This is a genomic window from Maccoyibacter intestinihominis, assembly GCF_040096355.1.
GTDB classification, from domain to species: domain Bacteria; phylum Bacillota; class Clostridia; order Lachnospirales; family Lachnospiraceae; genus Maccoyibacter; species Maccoyibacter intestinihominis.
Window position 1 is genome coordinate 20197 of sequence record NZ_JBBMEX010000015.1, and the last position, 18313, is coordinate 38509.

Annotated in this window: 18 protein-coding genes and 1 riboswitch; of the genes, 17 read left to right on the plus strand and 1 reads right to left on the minus strand. The window is 42.5% G+C overall.

Annotation, left to right across the window (positions count from 1 at the left end; translation table 11 throughout):
* The first annotated feature begins 23 nt into the window (after window positions 1-23).
* From WMO43_RS12555 to WMO43_RS12625, 15 genes are all read left to right on the plus strand, one after another.
* Entirely contained in the window at window positions 24-629 is a 606-nt protein-coding gene (locus tag WMO43_RS12555) for a GNAT family N-acetyltransferase (RefSeq protein WP_177963070.1), read from the plus strand.
* Complete coding sequence (locus WMO43_RS12560; RefSeq protein WP_177963071.1) at window positions 626-1054, plus strand: SseB family protein; 429 nt, start codon at window positions 626-628, stop codon at window positions 1052-1054. Before WMO43_RS12555 ends, WMO43_RS12560 begins: the two co-directional genes overlap by 4 nt.
* Before the next feature lie 74 nt (window positions 1055-1128).
* Window positions 1129-1503: an ArsR/SmtB family transcription factor gene (locus WMO43_RS12565; RefSeq protein ID WP_353531436.1), complete on the plus strand. Its 375-nt coding sequence runs from the start codon at window positions 1129-1131 to the stop codon at window positions 1501-1503.
* Window positions 1504-1612: 109 nt separating this feature from the next.
* A complete protein-coding gene (locus tag WMO43_RS12570) occupies window positions 1613-1840 on the plus strand; it encodes a hypothetical protein (RefSeq protein WP_353531437.1) in 228 nt (75 codons plus the stop codon).
* Window positions 1813-2496 carry an ATP-binding response regulator gene (locus tag WMO43_RS12575; protein ID WP_353531438.1) on the plus strand — a complete coding sequence of 228 codons (684 nt, stop codon included), beginning with the start codon at window positions 1813-1815 and terminating at the stop codon, window positions 2494-2496. The genes WMO43_RS12570 and WMO43_RS12575 overlap by 28 nt, the downstream gene beginning before the upstream one ends.
* A 402-nt stretch (window positions 2497-2898) precedes the next feature.
* Window positions 2899-5175 carry a heavy metal translocating P-type ATPase gene (locus WMO43_RS12580; protein ID WP_353531439.1) on the plus strand — a complete coding sequence of 759 codons (2277 nt, stop codon included), beginning with the start codon at window positions 2899-2901 and terminating at the stop codon, window positions 5173-5175.
* Between the two features lie 90 nt (window positions 5176-5265).
* Entirely contained in the window at window positions 5266-5814 is a 549-nt protein-coding gene (locus WMO43_RS12585) for a DUF6512 family protein (RefSeq protein WP_353531440.1), read from the plus strand.
* Window positions 5815-5896: 82 nt separating this feature from the next.
* A complete protein-coding gene (locus tag WMO43_RS12590; protein ID WP_353531441.1) occupies window positions 5897-7339 on the plus strand; it encodes a sensor histidine kinase in 1443 nt (480 codons plus the stop codon).
* Window positions 7336-8049, plus strand: a complete 714-nt coding sequence (locus WMO43_RS12595) for a winged helix-turn-helix domain-containing protein (RefSeq protein ID WP_177963078.1) — start codon at window positions 7336-7338, stop codon at window positions 8047-8049. The genes WMO43_RS12590 and WMO43_RS12595 overlap by 4 nt, the downstream gene beginning before the upstream one ends.
* A 162-nt stretch (window positions 8050-8211) precedes the next feature.
* Window positions 8212-10614, plus strand: a complete 2403-nt coding sequence (locus WMO43_RS12600) for a YhgE/Pip family protein (protein WP_177963079.1) — start codon at window positions 8212-8214, stop codon at window positions 10612-10614.
* A 52-nt stretch (window positions 10615-10666) separates the two neighbouring features.
* Window positions 10667-10781, plus strand: a riboswitch (FMN riboswitch).
* A gap of 270 nt (window positions 10782-11051) precedes the next feature.
* Complete coding sequence (ribD, locus tag WMO43_RS12605; protein WP_353531442.1) at window positions 11052-12191, plus strand: bifunctional diaminohydroxyphosphoribosylaminopyrimidine deaminase/5-amino-6-(5-phosphoribosylamino)uracil reductase RibD; 1140 nt, start codon at window positions 11052-11054, stop codon at window positions 12189-12191.
* Window positions 12173-12820: a riboflavin synthase gene (gene ribE, locus WMO43_RS12610; protein WP_177963081.1), complete on the plus strand. Its 648-nt coding sequence runs from the start codon at window positions 12173-12175 to the stop codon at window positions 12818-12820. Before ribD ends, ribE begins: the two co-directional genes overlap by 19 nt.
* Window positions 12821-12835: 15 nt before the next feature.
* Window positions 12836-14044, plus strand: coding sequence for a bifunctional 3,4-dihydroxy-2-butanone-4-phosphate synthase/GTP cyclohydrolase II (locus WMO43_RS12615; protein WP_177963082.1), 1209 nt, complete (start codon window positions 12836-12838; stop codon window positions 14042-14044).
* A 79-nt stretch (window positions 14045-14123) separates the two neighbouring features.
* Complete coding sequence (ribH, locus tag WMO43_RS12620; protein ID WP_177963083.1) at window positions 14124-14591, plus strand: 6,7-dimethyl-8-ribityllumazine synthase; 468 nt, start codon at window positions 14124-14126, stop codon at window positions 14589-14591.
* A gap of 100 nt (window positions 14592-14691) precedes the next feature.
* Window positions 14692-15162, plus strand: coding sequence for a methylglyoxal synthase (locus WMO43_RS12625; protein WP_353531443.1), 471 nt, complete (start codon window positions 14692-14694; stop codon window positions 15160-15162).
* Between the two features lie 360 nt (window positions 15163-15522).
* Here WMO43_RS12625 and WMO43_RS12630 read toward each other — a convergent pair whose 3' ends face one another.
* Window positions 15523-16383: a class I SAM-dependent methyltransferase gene (locus tag WMO43_RS12630; RefSeq protein ID WP_353531444.1), complete on the minus strand. Its 861-nt coding sequence runs from the start codon at window positions 16381-16383 to the stop codon at window positions 15523-15525.
* A 206-nt stretch (window positions 16384-16589) separates the two neighbouring features.
* Here WMO43_RS12630 and WMO43_RS12635 point away from each other — a divergent pair, with 206 nt between their 5' ends.
* Both WMO43_RS12635 and WMO43_RS12640 read left to right on the plus strand, forming a co-directional pair.
* Window positions 16590-17099 carry a MarR family transcriptional regulator gene (locus WMO43_RS12635; RefSeq protein WP_353531445.1) on the plus strand — a complete coding sequence of 170 codons (510 nt, stop codon included), beginning with the start codon at window positions 16590-16592 and terminating at the stop codon, window positions 17097-17099.
* Window positions 17100-17247: 148 nt separating this feature from the next.
* On the plus strand, window positions 17248-18186 hold the full coding sequence (locus tag WMO43_RS12640; RefSeq protein WP_353531446.1) for an alpha/beta fold hydrolase: 939 nt from the start codon (window positions 17248-17250) through the stop codon (window positions 18184-18186).
* The last annotated feature ends 127 nt before the right edge of the window (window positions 18187-18313 follow it).

Sequence of the window (18313 nt, forward strand, 5' to 3'; positions counted from 1 at the left end):
ATCAAAATGTGAGGTACTAATCAATGGAGAGAGAACATAACGAGATCAACATTCGTGTTGCCACGGTGGAGGATGCACAGCAGATTTTACAAATCTATGCACCTTATATAGAAAAAACGGCAATTACATTTGAATATGAAGTCCCTGCATTAGAGGAATTTCGTGGAAGGATACAACATACCTTAAAGAAATATCCATATCTGGTTGCAGAAGAAGCAGGTGAGATTTTAGGGTATGCCTATACGGGACCGTTCAAGGAACGTGCAGCGTATGACTGGGCAGTGGAAACCACGATTTATGTAAAAGAGGACAAAAAGCAAAGAGGAATTGGCAAGCTGCTGTATCAGGCACTTGAAGAAATTTCAAAGGCTCAAAATATATTGAATATGAATGCCTGCATAGCTTATCCCGAAAATGAGGATGAACACCTGACAAAAAACAGTGTGCAATTTCATGAGCATTTAGGGTATCAGATGGTAGGAACATTTCATCAATGTGGTTACAAGTTTGAAACATGGTATCATATGGTCTGGATGGAAAAATTTATCGGGGAACACCAAGTGCCGTCGGCTGAGGTGATTCCCTTTGCGGATATGGAGGATATGAATTGGAGGACAGGAAAGATATGAATCATAAAGAGGAGTTGAACGTAGACGAGGGTCTGCGTGGCAACGAACAGATAGAAGAGGCAATCGCAGCACTTCAACAGGAGCCGTCTCAGGAAATGTTAGCACATACACTGACGTGCATACGCAGACGTATGAATGAAAATGGACAGGTCATCATAGCAGTAGAACCTCCGGTTGGAGATCAGGGGATGCAGGTGCAGGCGGTTCAGACAGATGACGGAGCGAACTGGTGGGTGGCATTTACCGGATTTGAAGAAGAGATAAAAGGAAGTGAAGGAGTCATGTCCACCTTTTTAACCGATATGGGACATCTGTTTACTTCTGCTTTAGAAGTAGAGGAGATTAGTGGTATCATACTGAATCCGTGGAACCGAACATTAATGTTAAATAAAAAATTAATAAATATTATATTGGGAAATTGTTAAAGGAAAACGAAATGGCGTTATTGATTGACAAAAGAAGAACAATTCCTTTATACTAAAATGAAGAGGTGTGATTCGTGAAAAAAGCAGAAGATTCCCAATTAAATTATAATGAAGAAGCCGTGACATGCGTAAAAAATGAGATGATACCGGATGAATATGTGACGAAGCTGGCATCCTTTTTTAAGTCGGTCAGCGAGGAGAACCGGGTGCGGATGATTTTCGCCTTATCCAAGCGGGAGATGTGTGTGAATGACATTGCAGCGGCGCTTGGCATTTCCCAATCTCTGGTGTCCCATCAGTTAAAACTGTTAAAGCTCGAAGGACAGGTGAAATCCCGAAGAGAGGGAAAGAATGTATACTATTCTCTGGATGATCAGCATGTAGTAGACATTTTTGAAGAGGCATTAAAGCACATTATGCATCGCATGGAAGAGGGGAATAAGTCCTGATTAGTAATGTGAAGGAGTAGTTAGAGCCGGAGGGCTACATTTTAAAACCGATTGACGGAAAGAAGTTAATAGAACGCATTGAGAATTATTTTCAGAGCGGGGGTAACGTATGATAAAAATGCAGACAGCGCTATTAATACTGACAGTATTTATTGCCTGTCTGTATTTTAGTGCAAAAAGAAAAAATGATATCAATCACAAGCTGTTCAACAGTATGCTGATTATGGGAATCGTAAACTTGACCTTTGACATCGTGACCGTTTATACTGTGAATCATTTAGAGGAAGTTTCATCGGTTGTCAATCGGGTGTGCCACGATATTTTTGTCTGGTACTGACAGTTATTTATGTGATACGCTACCGCTCGAAACTGAGCCAGAAGAAGCGTATTCTCATTCTGATACCAATGGCGGTAGAGATTGCAGTTTCAGTCTATCAGCTTTTTTATCCGGTCAGTCTGATTAGTGGTTTTGGTATTTTTCTGATTATGTTTTCGATTTATTTGATCCATGAAAGCCCGGATATCCAGATGGCGGAAGAACTGAAAGAGGCAAAGGCAAAAGCCGAGCAGGCAAATCAGGCAAAATCAGATTTTTTAGCAAGTATGTCCAATGAGATACGAACCCCAATCAATGCCATTATCGGTATGGATGAGATGATTCTGCGGGAATATGAAGATGAAACCCTGCATCGGATGCGGAGTATGGGAGATATTCCGTGTAAAGATATGACGGTGATTATTCTGACTGCAAATGCAGTAACCGGGGCAAGAGAGGAATATTTAGAAGAGGGATTTACGGATTTTTTAGCAAAACCGATTGACAGTACGCATCTTGAAAAAATGCTATGCACCTACCTTCCGAAAGAATTATTAGAAGAAGGTATGCCACAGGAGCATCAGGACAGCAGCAAAAAAGAGGAAACCGTATCGAAAGATATTTTAGATGTAGATTGTGGAATGGGGCTGATTGATGGAGTGATGAATGAGAGTTAATTATTGATTATAAAGTTCAGATGACAAATGTTGTATCCTAACCGACCAGTCAGACGCTCACACAAAGGAATATTCCCAGTTTCCTTGTGCAGAACATTCCAATGAACCTCTGAAACCGGAAATCGTGTTCGCCGATGGACTCCACGATTTCCTGAGTTTCATTTCCCTTGCACAAAAAGAAACTTTTCATATTCCTTTGTGGGAGCTGTGAATAGGCGGTTATAGAACCGTATTTGCCATCGGAAACTTATTGAGAAAAGCTCTCATTTATTTTGAGCGAAATTTAATAGAAGTAGTTGACAAATGGAAATAATAAGAATATTATAAGGATAAACATATGAATAGATGTTCAAATGAACAGATAATAAAATGATTAACAATAAGAAGAGAGGAGTCGATTTTATGAATAAAGAATTACATGAACATGAACATCATCACGATGATGGCTGTTGCTGTGGACATGAGCATGAACATCATCACGATGACGATTGCTGCTGTGGACATGAGCATCACGAACACGACCACCATGAGCATCACCACGTTGCAGAGAATATTCCGGCAGACCACAAGACGAAGGTTTATACAATTGAAAATCTGGGTTGTGCCAACTGTGCCGCAAAGATGGAGAGCCGGATTAACCAGTTAGAGGAGGTATCCGATGCGACCATTACGTTTGCAACAAAACAGCTTCGTGTCAGTGCAAAGAATCCGGATGCCTTATTAAATGAGATACAGGAAATCTGTGCAGGCATTGAGGTCGGAGTACAGGTTGTAGAGAAAAAAGAGCAGCGTCAGAATACCGCACAGAAGCGGGAGAGAAAAGCGGAGCAGAAAAAAGAACTGTATACCATTATCGCAGGAGCCGTATTATTCTTAGGTACGGTGCTGGTAAATGAAGTGATGGGTTACGAGGATTACAGTTTTCCATTCTTTTTGGCATTTGCAGTATCCTACCTGATCTTAGGTGGAGAGGTTCTTTTAAGTGCCGGTAAAAATATTTTAAAAGGCCAGATGTTTGACGAGAATTTTCTGATGAGTATTGCAACACTCGGATCATTTGCAATCCATAAATATCCGGAAGCAGTCGGCGTTATGCTGTTCTTTAGAATCGGAGAATTTTTTGAAGATGTGGCAGTTGAAAAGAGCCGAAGTCAGATCATGGAGGCAGTGGATTTAAGACCGGAAGTAGTCCTTTTAGAAAAAGACGGTCAGATCACTGAAATCCCTGCGGAAGAGGCAAAAGCAGGAGATATCGTACAGGTACGTCCGGGCGACCGTATTCCGTTAGATGGAGTTGTCATTGAAGGCGAGAGCCGTATTGATACTTCCGCAGTTACAGGCGAGCCGGTGCCGGTAGCAGTCCGAGAGGGTTCTGAGGCAGTTTCCGGGTGTGTCAATATTTCGGGACTGTTACGCATCCGCGTAGAAAAACCGTTAGAAGAATCCATGGTCAGCAGGATCTTAAATTCGGTAGAAAATGCAGCAGCAGGCAAACCGAAGATTGACCATTTTATTACAAGATTCGCAAGAGTCTATACACCGATCGTAGTTGCGCTGGCATTGTTTACGGCGATCGCCATTCCGTTGATCACAGGTCAGGAATTTTATCCTTGGATCTACACAGCATTGAGTTTTCTGGTAATGAGCTGCCCATGTGCAGTGGTACTGAGTGTTCCGCTTGCATTTTTCTGCGGGATCGGAGCAGGTTCTAAACGTGGAATCCTTTTTAAAGGCGGAGTTGCCATTGAGGCATTGAAAAATGTAAAAGCAGTTGTTATGGATAAGACGGGAACTATTACCAAAGGAAACTTCGATGTACAGAAGGTACTGACACAGGATGAGTGGTCAGAAGAAGCAGTGTTATCCATGGCGGCAGCCTGTGAAAGTGCATCGACACATCCGATCGCAGTCAGCATTGTAACAGCGGCAAAAAATAAAAATCTTTCGATCGAAAAACCAAGTGAGATTGAAGAAATTTCCGGTAAAGGAATCCGTGCCATCCAGAACGGCAGACAGCTTTTATGTGGAAATGTGAAGCTGATGCAGGCATTTGATGTGGATTTAAGTTCCTATCAAAAAGAAGGAAGCGCTTCTGAAGTACTTTTAGCCGTAGATAAAAATTACGCAGGATGCATCATCGTTTCCGATACTTTAAAAGAAGAAGCACCAAAGGCGATCGCGCGTATCAAGGGACAGAATTTAAAGACAGTTATGTTAACCGGAGATGCATTAGAAAGTGCAGAGGAAATTGCAGCATTAGCAGGTGTGGAAGAAGTTCATGCAAGACTGCTCCCGGAAGATAAACTTTCCGAGCTTCAAAAAATCCGTGAAAAAGACGGAAGCGTGATGTTTGTCGGTGATGGCATCAACGATGCACCGGTACTTGCAGGAGCAGATGTCGGAGCAGCGATGGGAAGTGGAGCAGATGCAGCGATTGAGGCAGCAGACGTTGTATTTATGAATTCGAACATGGATGCAATCCCGCAGGCGATCGCACTTGCAAATAAGACCGGAGCGGTAGCAATGCAAAACGTGATCTTTGCGATTGGAATCAAAGTAATCGTTATGATCTTAGGACTGACAGGAATCTATACCAATATGTGGTTAGCAGTATTCGCCGATACAGGTGTTGCATTCTTATGTATTTTGAATTCGATCCGAATTTTACGTCAGAAGTAATACAAAAAAATATAAGATTGCAATTTGACAGAAGGGAAACAGGAAACAAAATAAAATTTCTGCATATACTAAAGCCTGGAGGTATTGTATATGCAGAGAAATTGTACACAAATTAAAAAATGGGAAATCGCAGAATTTATATTTATCGCCATCGTGGGAACGCTGCTTCATTTTGTCTATGACTGGAGCGGACAGAATCCGGCGGTGGGCATTATCGCGCCGGTCAGTGAGAGTACATGGGAACATTTAAAGCTGCTCTTTATGCCGGCACTTTTATTTACACTGATCCAGGAGGCAGTGGTTGGCAAAGATTATCCGTGTCTATTGACGCAAAAAGCAAAAGCCGTCTTAGCGGGTATGGCGTGGATCGTCGTAGGATTTTATACCTATACCGGCGTTTGGGGGAAAGATGTGGCATGGATAGATATTCTCTTGTTTTACACCGCAGTGGCATTGTATACATGGCTTTCTAAACGCAGTATAGAAAAAGAGAAAAAATACTGCAATGCAGGAGTGGGAACGGCAGTCTTTGTGCTGACATTTATCCTGTTTTTGGTGTTCACGGTACAACCGCCAAAGATCGGACTGTTTCAGGACCCGCAGATGGGAAGTGTGAACGTAAGTAAAATGCTTGTTTAGAAAATATTTAGAAATTCCCCTATCGCAGTTTAGGAATGTGTTATAAAATATAAAAAAATTGTGATAAAATGAGGGAATAAAAATGACGATCAGAAAAAGACTATCGAGAACCAATACAAGGATTTTGCTGTTTGCGCTGTTATCGCTGTTAGTAATCGGTGTATTTATTATAGAGATTTTTGAAAAAACCTATTTAGAGCAGGCGATCAACTATGTAAAATTACAGGATCATTCCGTAGAACTAGTAGATTTTTTGGATGAATATCAATTTTCGGAGGATGAGATCGGAACACTCGGAAAAAAGATCCGGAGCTATGGTCACAACTTTTATATTGCAAAAGACAGGCAAAGAGTCAGTACGGATTTTTCTACAAAACAGCTTCGGGAGATGCAGTATTTAGATTCCTATGTTACCATCAATGAGCCGGCAGATGTATTTGTCTGGCGGACGGCAACGATGATCTTTAAAAGTTATGAGACAGAGACCGGAACCTATCAGGTGGTAGCGCTCCGCAATGATGAGAACACCAGACAGATCAATCCGAACAGGGAGACATATCGGTGGCTGATACCTATCTTTACGGCGATCGGTGTTCTGGCGATCGTGATCATTGTGGGGATCAGCAGATATTTCAGCCGGAAGTTAGAAAACAGGATCATGGAGCCGATCGAAAAGCTGATCGATGCGGCAAACCGTGTCGAGGATGGAAACTTTGAAGAGCATGTGGAATATGAAGGAGAGGAAGAGTTTGAAAAACTCTGCCATTCCTTTAATACCATGCAGGACAGTCTTGCGGCGGGCGTGGACCGGGCAGAAGAATATGATAAGGCAAAGACAGAGATGATCGCCGGAATGTCTCACGACCTTCGGACACCGCTGACCTCGATCAAAGGTTATATCAAAGGAGTCAAAGACGGAGTTGCCAATACACCACAGAAGCAGGAGCAGTATTTAGACATTGCCTATCAGAAGGCATGTGCCATGGATGTGTTGCTACGAAAACTTTCGGATTTTTCAAAGTTAGAGACCGGAAATATGCCGATGGAGCCGGTAACGACCGATTTTGGAGCATTTTTACAGGAGATGCTGGATGATAATGAACAATACCTGAGAGAAAAAGATGTGAATGTCATATTTTTTGTACCGGAGGAAAAAGTGATCACCTGCATCGACCATGAGCAGACCAAACGCGTTCTCCGCAACATCATGGAAAACAGCATGAAATACCGCTGCAGGGAACAGGTATTAATCCGCATGAACCTGATCCCGAATAAAGAGTCGGTCATTTTAAAGATCACGGATGACGGAGAAGGAGTACCGGAGGAAAAACTGCCGCATCTATTTGAACAGTTCTATCGCGGAGATGAGACAAGAAACAGCAGGATTGACGGAGACGGACTCGGACTGTACATAGCAAAACGCATTATAGAACAGCAGGGCGGAAGCATCAGTGCTTCAAACCATGGCGGGTTCTGTATTACGATCATACTTCCGAGAGTGGGAGAAGAACAGGAGCAGATATGAGAGAAAAAATATTAATAGTAGAAGACGAAGAAGAAATTGCAATGTTAGAGCAGGACTATCTGGAGATCAACGGATTTCAGACAAGGATCGAGAGTGATGGTGAGCAGGCGGTGGAACTGGCACTGACGGGAGAGTTTGATCTGATCTTATTGGATCTCATGCTTCCGGGCAAAAACGGCTATGATATCTGCAGAGAGATCCGCGACAAAGTGGATGTTCCGATTTTAATGGTAACGGCACGCACCGAATCCATAGACAAGGTGCTGGGTCTGGGACTTGGAGCCGATGATTACATATCGAAACCGTTTGATCCGGCAGAACTGGTAGCAAGAGTAAAATCCCACTTAAACCGTTACGAAAGACTGACGAAGAACGGTGAGCCGCAAAACGGCACCGAAGGACGGGAAAAAGATGTTATCAAAATTGATGGGATCGAGATACATACGAGAAGCTGGAAAGTATTTCGGGACGGCGAAGAGATCCGCTTCCCAAACCGTGAGTTTGAACTGTTGAAGTTTCTTGCGATGAATCCGAATATCGTTTTTTCAAAAGAGGAATTGTTTGAAAAAATCTGGGGCTATGATTATGTCGGGGATAGCGTGACCGTGACCGTACATATTAACCGGATCCGTGAAAAAATCGAAGAGGACAGCAAGAATCCAAAGATCATTGAAACGGTCTGGGGTGCGGGATATCGCCTGAATCGGTAGAAATCTTAAGAATAAATCAAGAAAATTTAGGTTTTGTTTAGAAATGTTATAAATTCTGTTTAGGAGTTTTCGTTTGGAAATTTATTTCTCCATGCTACCATAACGTTGTAGGAAATATAGCAGTCGCAGTTATATTTTTCACAATAATAAGGAGGAAAATGAATGCTCAAAAACGAATGGAAGAAGCTATTTCAAAACAAATTTATGATCGTGGTCATGATCGCGATCATCCTGATACCGACAATTTACACGGCAATTTTTGTGGGAGCCATGTGGGACCCGTATGGAAGGGTGGAACATCTTCCGGTTGCAGTTGTAAATAAGGACGTACCGGTAACTTACAAAGACAAAGAACTGAGTGTTGGAGAAGACCTGGTCAAAAATCTGAAAGAAAACAACTCTTTGGATTTTAACTTTGTAGATGCAGATACGGCAGCGGCAGGGCTTGCGAACGGTACCTATTACATGGTGCTGACCATACCAAAGGATTTCTCAAAAAATGCAACGACTCTGACAGAGAAGAATGCAAAAAAGATGATGCTGTACTATGAAACCAATCCGGGACAGAACTACATCGCATCCAAAATGAGTGAGACAGCGGTAAGCAAGATTCAGACAAACATTCGTGAAAAGATCACAACGCAGTATACGGAAACTGTATTTGAACAGTTAGGAACCATCGGAGATGGTTTTGTAGAAGCGGCAGATGGAGCATTACAGATCACAGACGGTACAGACCAGCTGTTAGACGGAAACGGACAGCTTCAGGATGGTATCGAAACCTTAAAGGACGGAACCGTTGCTTTAGAAGATGGAAGCACCAGTCTCCAGACAGGAATCAGTGCGTATACACAGGGTGTTGGAACACTGAAAGCCGGAGCAGATACGTTAAATGGCAAGAGTTCAGATTTGAACGGGGGTGTCACAAGCGTTTCTGAAGGAGTTACCTCTTTAAAGAGCGGAAGCGGAGCAATTTTAGCCGGTATGAATACAATGTCTGATGAGCTTGCAAAGAGCCTTTCCAAAGAAAACATGAAAAACATGGAAGCATTGCGGGGCGGTCTTACAAGCATCAACAAAGGAATTCAGACATTAAATACCGAACTTCAGAAAATGGATGTAGAAGGTCAGTTGAATACGACAGTGAGTGCAGTAACAGGCGGTCTTACTTCCATACAGGGAAGCCTTTTGAATTCCCAGACACATATGGGTGAGCTGCAGACAGCCATCGGAACGTTAAAAATGCAGTTATTGGCATCCGGAAAAACAGAGGATGAAGTAAATGCAATGTTGTTACCGCTGATGCAGTCCGCACAGGCGGTCGGAGGAGATGTCAGCGCGATTGCAACGACAACATCCGGTCTGGCAGATTCCTTAAAGAACAGCAATTTATCGGAAGTTACACAAAAAGTAGATACGTTAAAGAGCAATGTCAGCACACTGGCAGAAAATTCTGATGTGGTATTACCGAACAGTAGTACAACGATTGAAAAGCTGACATCCGGTTTACAGGGAGTGCAGTCCGCATTGGATAAGACCGGAGAAACGGCAGACCAGATGGGACTCATCCAGGCAATGGGTGCAGTGAATACCGGACTCGGACAGTTAGATACCGGGATCAATGGTGAAAAAGGCTTAAAAGCAGGCGTGAAAGCATATACAGATGGTGTATCCCAACTTGCAGGTGGAGCAGAGCAGTTGACAGCGAACAGTGCAGCGTTGAACGAAGGTGCGGGAAAACTCACGAGCGGAGCAGCGGCATTAAAAGACGGAAGCAACAGACTCTATGATGGAACCGTAAGTATGCAGGAAGGGCTTTCTAAGTTAAAAGACGGAAGTGTTACACTTGCAGATAGTCTGAACGATGCCGGAGATGAAGTAAAAGCGACCAATACGGACGAAGATACCGTTGAAATGTTTGCGGCTCCGGTTGAGACAAAGGGAAGCACCTACTCCCGCATTGACAACAACGGAAGTGCAATGGCAGCTTACATGATGGGTGTAGGTCTCTGGGTGGCATGTATCGCATTCTGCGTTATGTACCCGCTGATGAAGCCGGCAGGCGAAGTCAAAAACGGTATCCGCTGGTGGTTCAGCAAAGCATCCGTATATCTGATCATTGCATCCGTTCAGGCGGTAGTCATGGTACTCATGCTCAAGCTGATCTTAGGATTCCAGCCGGAATACTTAGGAAGAACGATTTTAGTGGCAATGGTTGCCTCCATGGCATTCATGTCCGTAATGTACTTCTTTAACATCTGTTTCGACAAAGTCGGAAGTTACCTGATGCTGATCTTCATGGTATTGCAGTTAGGCGGTTCTGCCGGAACTTATCCGTTGGAATTATCCTCGGATTTCTATCATAAGATCCATGAGCGTATGCCGTTTACCTATAGCGTAAAGGCTTTCCGTTCCACCATTTCCACAGGTCAGGATATCTCCGGGGAAATGGCAGTGTTTATCGGAATGATCGTAGTGTTTAATCTGTTATCCTTAGCAGTGTTTGTTTATAAGACAAAAAAAGGAAAAAATATGATCTCGGCAGAGGTAGCCGTGGAATCATAAAAACAGCATTGACAAGTGTTACACATAGTGCTACACTAACTTACAGTTAAATAAGAATCTTCAGGGCAGGATGAAATTTCCGACCGGCGGTAAAGCCCGCGAACCGAGAGGTATGATTCGGTGTAACTCCGAAGCCGACAGTATAGTCTGGATGAAAGAAGATGCAAAAGCTGCGTAGGCAGTACACTTGTGATGCACAGTAAAGCTCTGAAATGATATTCATTTCAGAGCTTATTATATTTCACAGAAAAGAAATGAATAAAAAAGTGTAGAACCAAACAGTGAGCAACCCCCTGAACGATAGATCAGTTCAGGGGTTTTTTTGATACTTTTTCATACAAAAATTTATATGAGAAAGATCAAAGAACCCAAAACTTTCACATCCCATACAACTACTATATGATTTGTGCACCCACAAAGTTAGGAGGAAAAACACTATGACCCCGGAAGAATATATGCAAATCGCCATCGAAGAGGCAAAAAAAGGCTCAGGATTCACCAGCCCCAACCCACTTGTCGGCGCCGTACTTGTGAAAGACGGAAAGATCGTCGGCAAAGACTATCACCACAAATACGGAGAATTTCATGCAGAGAGAAATGCCATTTTAAACTGCAAAGAAGACTTAGCGGGAGCATCCCTCTATGTCACATTAGAGCCGTGCTGTCACTACGGGAAAACACCTCCCTGCACACAGATCATCATAGAAAGAGGAATCGAAAAAGTATATATCGGTTCCTATGATCCGAATCCAAAAGTCAATGGCGGCGGCATCAAGCAGTTAAAAGATGCGGGAATAGAAGTAGTTACGGAAGTCTTAAAGGAAGAGTGTGATGCACTCAATCCGGTATTTTTTCATTACATAGAAAAAAAAGAACCTTACGTCGTTTTAAAATATGCGATGACGGCAGATGGAAAAATTGCGACAAGAACCGGAGCCTCAAAATGGATTACCGGAGAAGCGGCGAGAAAACGTGTGCAGTACAGCCGAAAAATTTACAGTGGGATCATGGTGGGAATCGGAACCGTGTTAGCAGATGACCCGATGCTGACCTGTCGCTTAGAAAATGCAAAAAATCCGGTCAGGATCATATGCGACAGCAGTCTTAGGATTCCGTTGGATTCTAATATTGTAAAGACGGCGAAAGAAGTACCGACCATCATAGCCTGCACGATTCCAAAAGAAGACAAAGAAAAATCAAAACAGGATTTAATTATAGAAGAAAAGATAGAAAAGTTACAGCAGGCGGGATGCGAAGTGATCCATATCGGAAGAAGCAAAACAGGAGTAGATCTGAAAGAACTGATGAAGCTGCTTGGAGAAAAAGGCATCGACAGCATCCTGTTAGAGGGCGGGAGCAGCCTGAACTATTCGGCACTACAGGCAGGGGTCGTATCCAAAGTAGAAACCTATATCGCACCAAAGATATTCGGAGGAGAACTGGCAAAGACACCGGTTGGCGGAATAGGCGTAGAAGAGCCGGGACAGGCATTTTTCTTAAAAAATCCGAAAATCACACAGATAGAACAAGACATACTGATAGAATGGGAGGTGGGAACTTGTTCACGGGAATCGTAGAAGAAATCGGAAAAATCGCAGGGATCCAAAAGGGAGCAAAATCCGCAGTGCTGACGATACAGGCAGATAAAGTATTAGAGGATGTCCATATCGGAGACAGCATCGCCGTCAACGGAGTCTGCCTGACCGTCACATCCTTTGAAAAAAATACCTACACCGCAGATGTGATGAACGAAACTCTGCAACGAAGCTCACTCGGAAGCCTGAGTGTCGGCAGCAGTGTGAACTTAGAGCGGGCAATGGCAGCAAACGGGCGGTTTGGAGGTCATATCGTGTCGGGACATATTGACGGAACCGGAACGATCACACAGGTTAAAAGAGATGACAATGCCATCTGGTATACGATCATGGCAGAAGCGTCCCTGATGAAATACATTGTAGAAAAAGGCTCCATAGCGATTGATGGTATCAGCCTGACCGTCGCAAAACGGAGTGACAAAGATTTTTCCATATCCATGATACCGCATACGGCAAAAGAGACAATCTTATCGCAGAAGAAAGCGGGGGATGTGGTCAATCTTGAAAACGACATCATTGGAAAATATGTAGAACAGTTACTACAGTATGACAAAAAAGAAGAAAAACAGAGCCGCCTGACAAAAGAATTTTTATTGCAGGCAGGCTTTTAGAAAGGGGCAAAAATTATGTTTCAATTTAACACAGTAGAAGAAGCACTGGAGGACTTAAAGAAAGGAAAGCTGATTCTGGTAACAGATGATGAAGACCGCGAAAATGAGGGCGATTTAATCTGTGCGGCAGAGTTTGCCACAACGGAAAACGTCAATTTTATGGCAACGCATGCCAAAGGTCTGATCTGTATGCCGATGGGAGAAGAAATTATAAAAAAATTGCAGATACCGCAGATGGTCAGCAACAACACCGATAACCATGAGACGGCGTTTACCGTATCCATTGACCATGTCGATACCACCACCGGAATTTCAGCAGCGGAGCGTTCGATCACAGCAATGAAATGTGTGGATGAGGATGCGAAGCCGGAGGACTTCCGCAGACCGGGACATATGTTTCCATTATTGGCAAAACCAAACGGAGTCTTAGAAAGAAACGGCCACACAGAGGCAACGGTGGACTTAATGAAGTTAGCAGGATTAAAGGAGTGCGGACTTTGCTGCGAGATCATGCGTGACGATGGAACGATGATGAGAACGCCGGAATTAAAGGAGATGGCACAAAAATATAATCTGAAATTTATTACCATCCGTGCTTTGCAGGAATACCGGAAAGTTCACGACAAACTGGTAGAGCAGGTGGCAGCAGTTAAAATGCCAACCAAATATGGAAACTTCCGCGCATACGGATACATCAACAAATTAAACGGGGAACATCATGTGGCACTGGTCAAAGGCGATATCGGAGATGGAAAAGATGTGCTGTGTCGTGTGCATTCGGAATGTCTGACCGGAGATGTATTTGGCTCCGAGCGCTGTGACTGCGGAGAGCAGTTTGCAAAAGCCATGGAAGCAATCGAGAGAGAAGGACGGGGAATTTTACTCTATCTTCGTCAGGAAGGACGAGGTATCGGACTGATCAATAAATTAAAAGCCTATGAACTTCAGGAAAAAGGAATGGACACCGTAGAGGCAAATCTGGCGCTCGGTTTTGATGATGATGAGAGAGAATACTACATAGGCGCACAGATCTTACGGGATTTAGGAGCGAAATCCTTAAGATTGTTAACCAACAATCCGTTAAAAATCGAAGGACTGGAAGATTTTGGACTGGAGATCAAGGAGCGGGTGCCGATTCAGATCGCATTGACACCGTATGACAAATTTTATCTGATCACCAAGAAAAACAAGATGGGACATATCCTGGATTATCAGGAGAAATAGAATGTCACACATTCTAACTATTAAAAAAGTAAGGACAGTACATTAGCAAAAAACATAAAAATAAAAAGGAGATTTTATTATGAACGTATTTGAAGGAAAAGTAGTATCAGAGGGAATGAAAGTAGGAATCGTAGCAGCCAGATTCAACGAATTCATCGTAAGTAAATTAGTGGCAGGAGCACAGGATGCACTTGTCAGACATGATGTAAAAGAAGAGGACATCGACCTTGCGTGGGTGCCGGGAGCATTTGAAATCCCGCTGATCGCGTCAAAGATGGCGAAGAGTGGAAAATACGATGCAGTCATTGCGTTAGGAGCAGTTATCCGTGGTTCAACAACACACTACGATTATGTATGCAGCGAAGTATCGAAAGGAATTGCAAACGTGTCCTTAAATTCCGATATCCCGGTCATGTTCGGCGTGATCACAACAGAAAATATCGAGCAGGCAATCGAACGTGCCGGAACAAAAGCAGGAAACAAAGGTTATGACTGTGCTTTAGGTGCCATCGAAATGGTAAATCTCATCCGCAATATCGAAAAGTAAAATTATTGTAAAATGGTAAAGAAAGGATATACTTTTTGATTTTCCGTGTTATAATAAACCTGTGAGAGAAGAAGAGAGAAGAGAAAAAAGGAGGTTTATTATGAGCAGGAACCTATTGACGTTAACAATTGGAAAACAGAAAAACATTGCATTGATCGCACATGATGCGAAAAAAGAAGAGCTGATCAGTTGGTGTGATGAGCACAAAAAACTTTTAAGTAAACACTTTTTATGCGGAACAGGGACAACTGCCCGCATGATTACAGATAGAACCGGACTTCCGGTAAAGGGCTACAATAGCGGTCCTCTTGGCGGTGACCAGCAGATTGGTGCAAAGATCGTAGAGGGAAGAATTGATTTTGTAGTATTCTTTTCGGACCCACTTACCGCGGCACCGCATGACCCGGATGTAAAAGCATTGCTCCGTGTGGCACAGGTATACGATATCCCGATCGCCAATAACCGGGCAACAGCCGATTTTATGATCACATCCCCGCTGATGGATCAGGAATATGACCATGATGTCATAGATTTCCAGAGGAATATTGCAGAGCGTGCAAAGACGCTTTAGGAAAATAAAAAGTTAATTTTTACTCAAAATTTTTTACAAGTAAAATAGTGTGAATTTGCCGTCTCCCAGACTTTTCAAAGTTTGGGAGACATTTTTTTAGGTATTTTGTACATTGACTTTGCGTCCCCCTATGTTAGCATGTCTACAAAGCATATTTTCTTTTTCTCATGGCATTGCCATTTCACGATTTCTTTTATCATTTCAGAAAATTCATGCTTTTATTCAAGTGAACAAGAGCAGGATTTTTTGAGACATATAAAAGATGCATGAACCAATATTTTCATAAAATTCTGCCGTACAGAAAAGGAGGACTTTTATGGAAAGAACAAAGAGATATCCGAAAGTTTCGGAAGGAAATCCTTATAGGGATTCCCAACGTCCACTCGCACCACACGGCAATACAAGACCATTAGAAGATACCGGGAGACCGATTTCCTCTGCCATAACTTTTCCATGGAATCTTTTCATTTCCGTGCCAAGGAGATACGCAAGCACGGCAGGCTGCAGTCCTGTGGTATAGGAATTGATCAGGAAGAAAAGCGGATCGTCAGAAAGGATCTGTGTACAAAGCTTTACCAGAGGATGAATGGCTTCTTCAATCTTCCAGATTTCGCCTTTCGGACCTCTTCCGTAAGATGGAGGATCCATAATAATGGCATCATAATGATTACCGCGTCGGATCTCACGTTCTACGAATTTGACGCAGTCATCGACAAGCCAGCGGATCGGTGCATCTTTCAGACCACTGGCAACAGCATTTTCTTTTGCCCATGTAACCATGCCTTTTGAAGCATCTACATGAGTCACACTTGCACCGGCAGCCGCAGCAGCTAATGTAGCACCACCTGTATAAGCAAAGAGATTTAAAACCTTCACAGGACGATTGGCATGTTTGATTTTCTCAGAGAACCAATCCCAGTTTACAGCCTGTTCCGGGAACAGACCCGTATGTTTAAAGCTGAATGGCTTCAAATGAAAGGTCAGGTCTTTGTAATGTAAATCCCATTGTTGAGGAAGGTCAAAGAACTCCCATTCCCCACCGCCTTTTTTGCTGCGGTGATAATGACCATTTTTTTGCCGCCATTCTTTTCTGTTTTTCGGGGTATCCCAGATGACCTGAGGGTCCGGACGAACCAGAATGTAATCTCCCCACCGTTCGAGTTTTTCTCCATTGGAGCAGTCAATAACTTCATATTCTTTCCAATTATCAGCAATCCACATAATGAGTTCCTTCCTATATAATATAATCTATCATCATCGTGTAAGACATGAGCGTCTTACAATCAAAATAGTCCAGTACCTATTTTACACACATATGATATAAAAGTAAAATAGAAAAAGCACTTGAGCAGACAAATTTGATTTGTTATAATAAAAATTAGGATAAAAAGTAGAAACGTGAAATATAAAGTGAGAGGTAAATGCCGATGTATCTGGAATGGATGGGAAAAAACCGTGCTTTTGTAGAAAAGTTTATAAGATATGCGAATACATATGCAGCGGTTTATAAAAAAGAGGCACTGTATGGAACGGATATACCGATTTCCTTTGAGCAGGTGCAGGTATTAGAATATCTTTTAGAAAACGAGCAGTTAAATCAGAATATGTCAATGATCGCAAGTCGTCTGGGAATTACTCCAAGTAATTTTACGCGAATCGTAAACAAGCTCTCCGGAAAGAATTTATTAGAGAAGTACTATGTAGAAGGCAATCGCAAGAACATAGTGATCCGTGTTACGGATTTTGGAAAAGAGCAGTACAGCTCATATTCTAAATGGATTTATGAGAATTCATTCTCAAAATTATTTGTGCGCATGGAGAAGGTGCCGGAAGAGATATTATGGGAGCTTGCGCAGGGATTTGAAGAGGCATTATGGTTACAGGAAAAGAGCAGTACGGAGGGGAAACTGATTCCTGTAGGCGAGACAAAAAAATAGGATGAGTGTCAAAAAGTGTACAGGGAGTAAAGAAATGTACACTTTTTTATTGCAATTTTTAGGATTCTGCGTTAGAATAAAGAACAGAAAATATAATTGCAAGTTGCAATAAAATTATTGTAAGAAGAAATAATAAGGAGTGACGGAGATGAAGAGCGAAGCTTTTAAGTATAAATCAGCAGATAAAAAGACAATGATCGATGCAGTTCGCTGGCTGCCGGATAATGGAGAATATAAAGCGGTTCTTCAGATAACGCATGGAATGGTAGAATACAAAGAGCGTTATATGCCATTTGCAGAGTTTATGACAGAGAATGGTTTTATGGTGGTGGCACATGATCACTTAGGACATGGCGAATCCGTAAGTTCTAAAAAAGACTGGGGATATATGGCAGAGGGACATCCTTCCGATATCCTGGTAAAAGATATGCATACACTGCGTACCACGATCCAAAAGGAAAATCCGGGAAAACCATATTTTATGTTAGGACACAGCATGGGCTCCTATATGCTGCGAAAATATCTTGCAAAATACAGAAAAGGTTTAGACGGAGCGATTGTCATGGGAACCGGATGCATCGGAGATGCGACAACAAAGCTGGCGATGACACTTACGAAAGTAATGGCAAAATTCCATGGCTGGAGATACTACAGTCCGTTTTTAGAGAGCCTGACATTCTTAGGGCCATATAAAAAATATGACGTAACCGGAAAAAATGCACCGAAGAGCTGGCTGACGAAAGATACCGACATCGTAAAGGCATACTATTCCAATCCGAAATGTACCTTTAAATTCTCATTAAATGCATATATGGGACTTTTTGAAGCAGTATATTTTGATAACCAGAAAAAGAACATCGATAAGATACCAAAAGAACTTCCGGTATTTATCGTATCCGGTGAAGATGATCCGGTCGGAGATCTGGGCGAAGGAGTAAAGAAAGTATATCAGAAGTTCCTTCAGGCAGGCATGAAAGATGTGTCCTGCAAACTTTACAAAAATGACAGACATGAGATACTGAATGAGACCGACAGAGAACAGGTATATGCAGACCTGTTAGGATGGATGAAAAAACGTATCAAATAAAAAATAAGGAAAGAAAAAGACGTTTTTTGAAGATTGTACGAAAAAAAATACAATATTTTCAAAAAACGTCTTGCACATTATGGAAATGTCCTGTATACTAAATCTTGCTGTGACATTGATAGCGTAG

Excerpts from the sequence above, each read along its gene's own strand:
- WMO43_RS12585 (WP_353531440.1), top strand. The coding sequence starts at position 5,266 with ATGCAGAGAAATTGTACACAAATTAAAAAATGGGAAATCGCAGAATTT.
- WMO43_RS12630 (WP_353531444.1), bottom strand. The coding sequence starts at position 16,383 with ATGTGGATTGCTGATAATTGGAAAGAATATGAAGTTATTGACTGCTCC.
- WMO43_RS12590 (WP_353531441.1), top strand. The coding sequence starts at position 5,897 with ATGACGATCAGAAAAAGACTATCGAGAACCAATACAAGGATTTTGCTG.
- WMO43_RS12560 (WP_177963071.1), top strand. The coding sequence starts at position 626 with ATGAATCATAAAGAGGAGTTGAACGTAGACGAGGGTCTGCGTGGCAAC.
- WMO43_RS12600 (WP_177963079.1), top strand. The coding sequence starts at position 8,212 with ATGCTCAAAAACGAATGGAAGAAGCTATTTCAAAACAAATTTATGATC.
- WMO43_RS12615 (WP_177963082.1), top strand. The coding sequence starts at position 12,836 with ATGTTTCAATTTAACACAGTAGAAGAAGCACTGGAGGACTTAAAGAAA.
- WMO43_RS12625 (WP_353531443.1), top strand. The coding sequence starts at position 14,692 with ATGAGCAGGAACCTATTGACGTTAACAATTGGAAAACAGAAAAACATT.
- ribD (WP_353531442.1), top strand. The coding sequence starts at position 11,052 with ATGACCCCGGAAGAATATATGCAAATCGCCATCGAAGAGGCAAAAAAA.
- WMO43_RS12570 (WP_353531437.1), top strand. The coding sequence starts at position 1,613 with ATGATAAAAATGCAGACAGCGCTATTAATACTGACAGTATTTATTGCC.
- ribH (WP_177963083.1), top strand. The coding sequence starts at position 14,124 with ATGAACGTATTTGAAGGAAAAGTAGTATCAGAGGGAATGAAAGTAGGA.
- WMO43_RS12640 (WP_353531446.1), top strand. The coding sequence starts at position 17,248 with ATGAAGAGCGAAGCTTTTAAGTATAAATCAGCAGATAAAAAGACAATG.
- WMO43_RS12580 (WP_353531439.1), top strand. The coding sequence starts at position 2,899 with ATGAATAAAGAATTACATGAACATGAACATCATCACGATGATGGCTGT.
- WMO43_RS12595 (WP_177963078.1), top strand. The coding sequence starts at position 7,336 with ATGAGAGAAAAAATATTAATAGTAGAAGACGAAGAAGAAATTGCAATG.
- WMO43_RS12555 (WP_177963070.1), top strand. The coding sequence starts at position 24 with ATGGAGAGAGAACATAACGAGATCAACATTCGTGTTGCCACGGTGGAG.
- WMO43_RS12635 (WP_353531445.1), top strand. The coding sequence starts at position 16,590 with ATGTATCTGGAATGGATGGGAAAAAACCGTGCTTTTGTAGAAAAGTTT.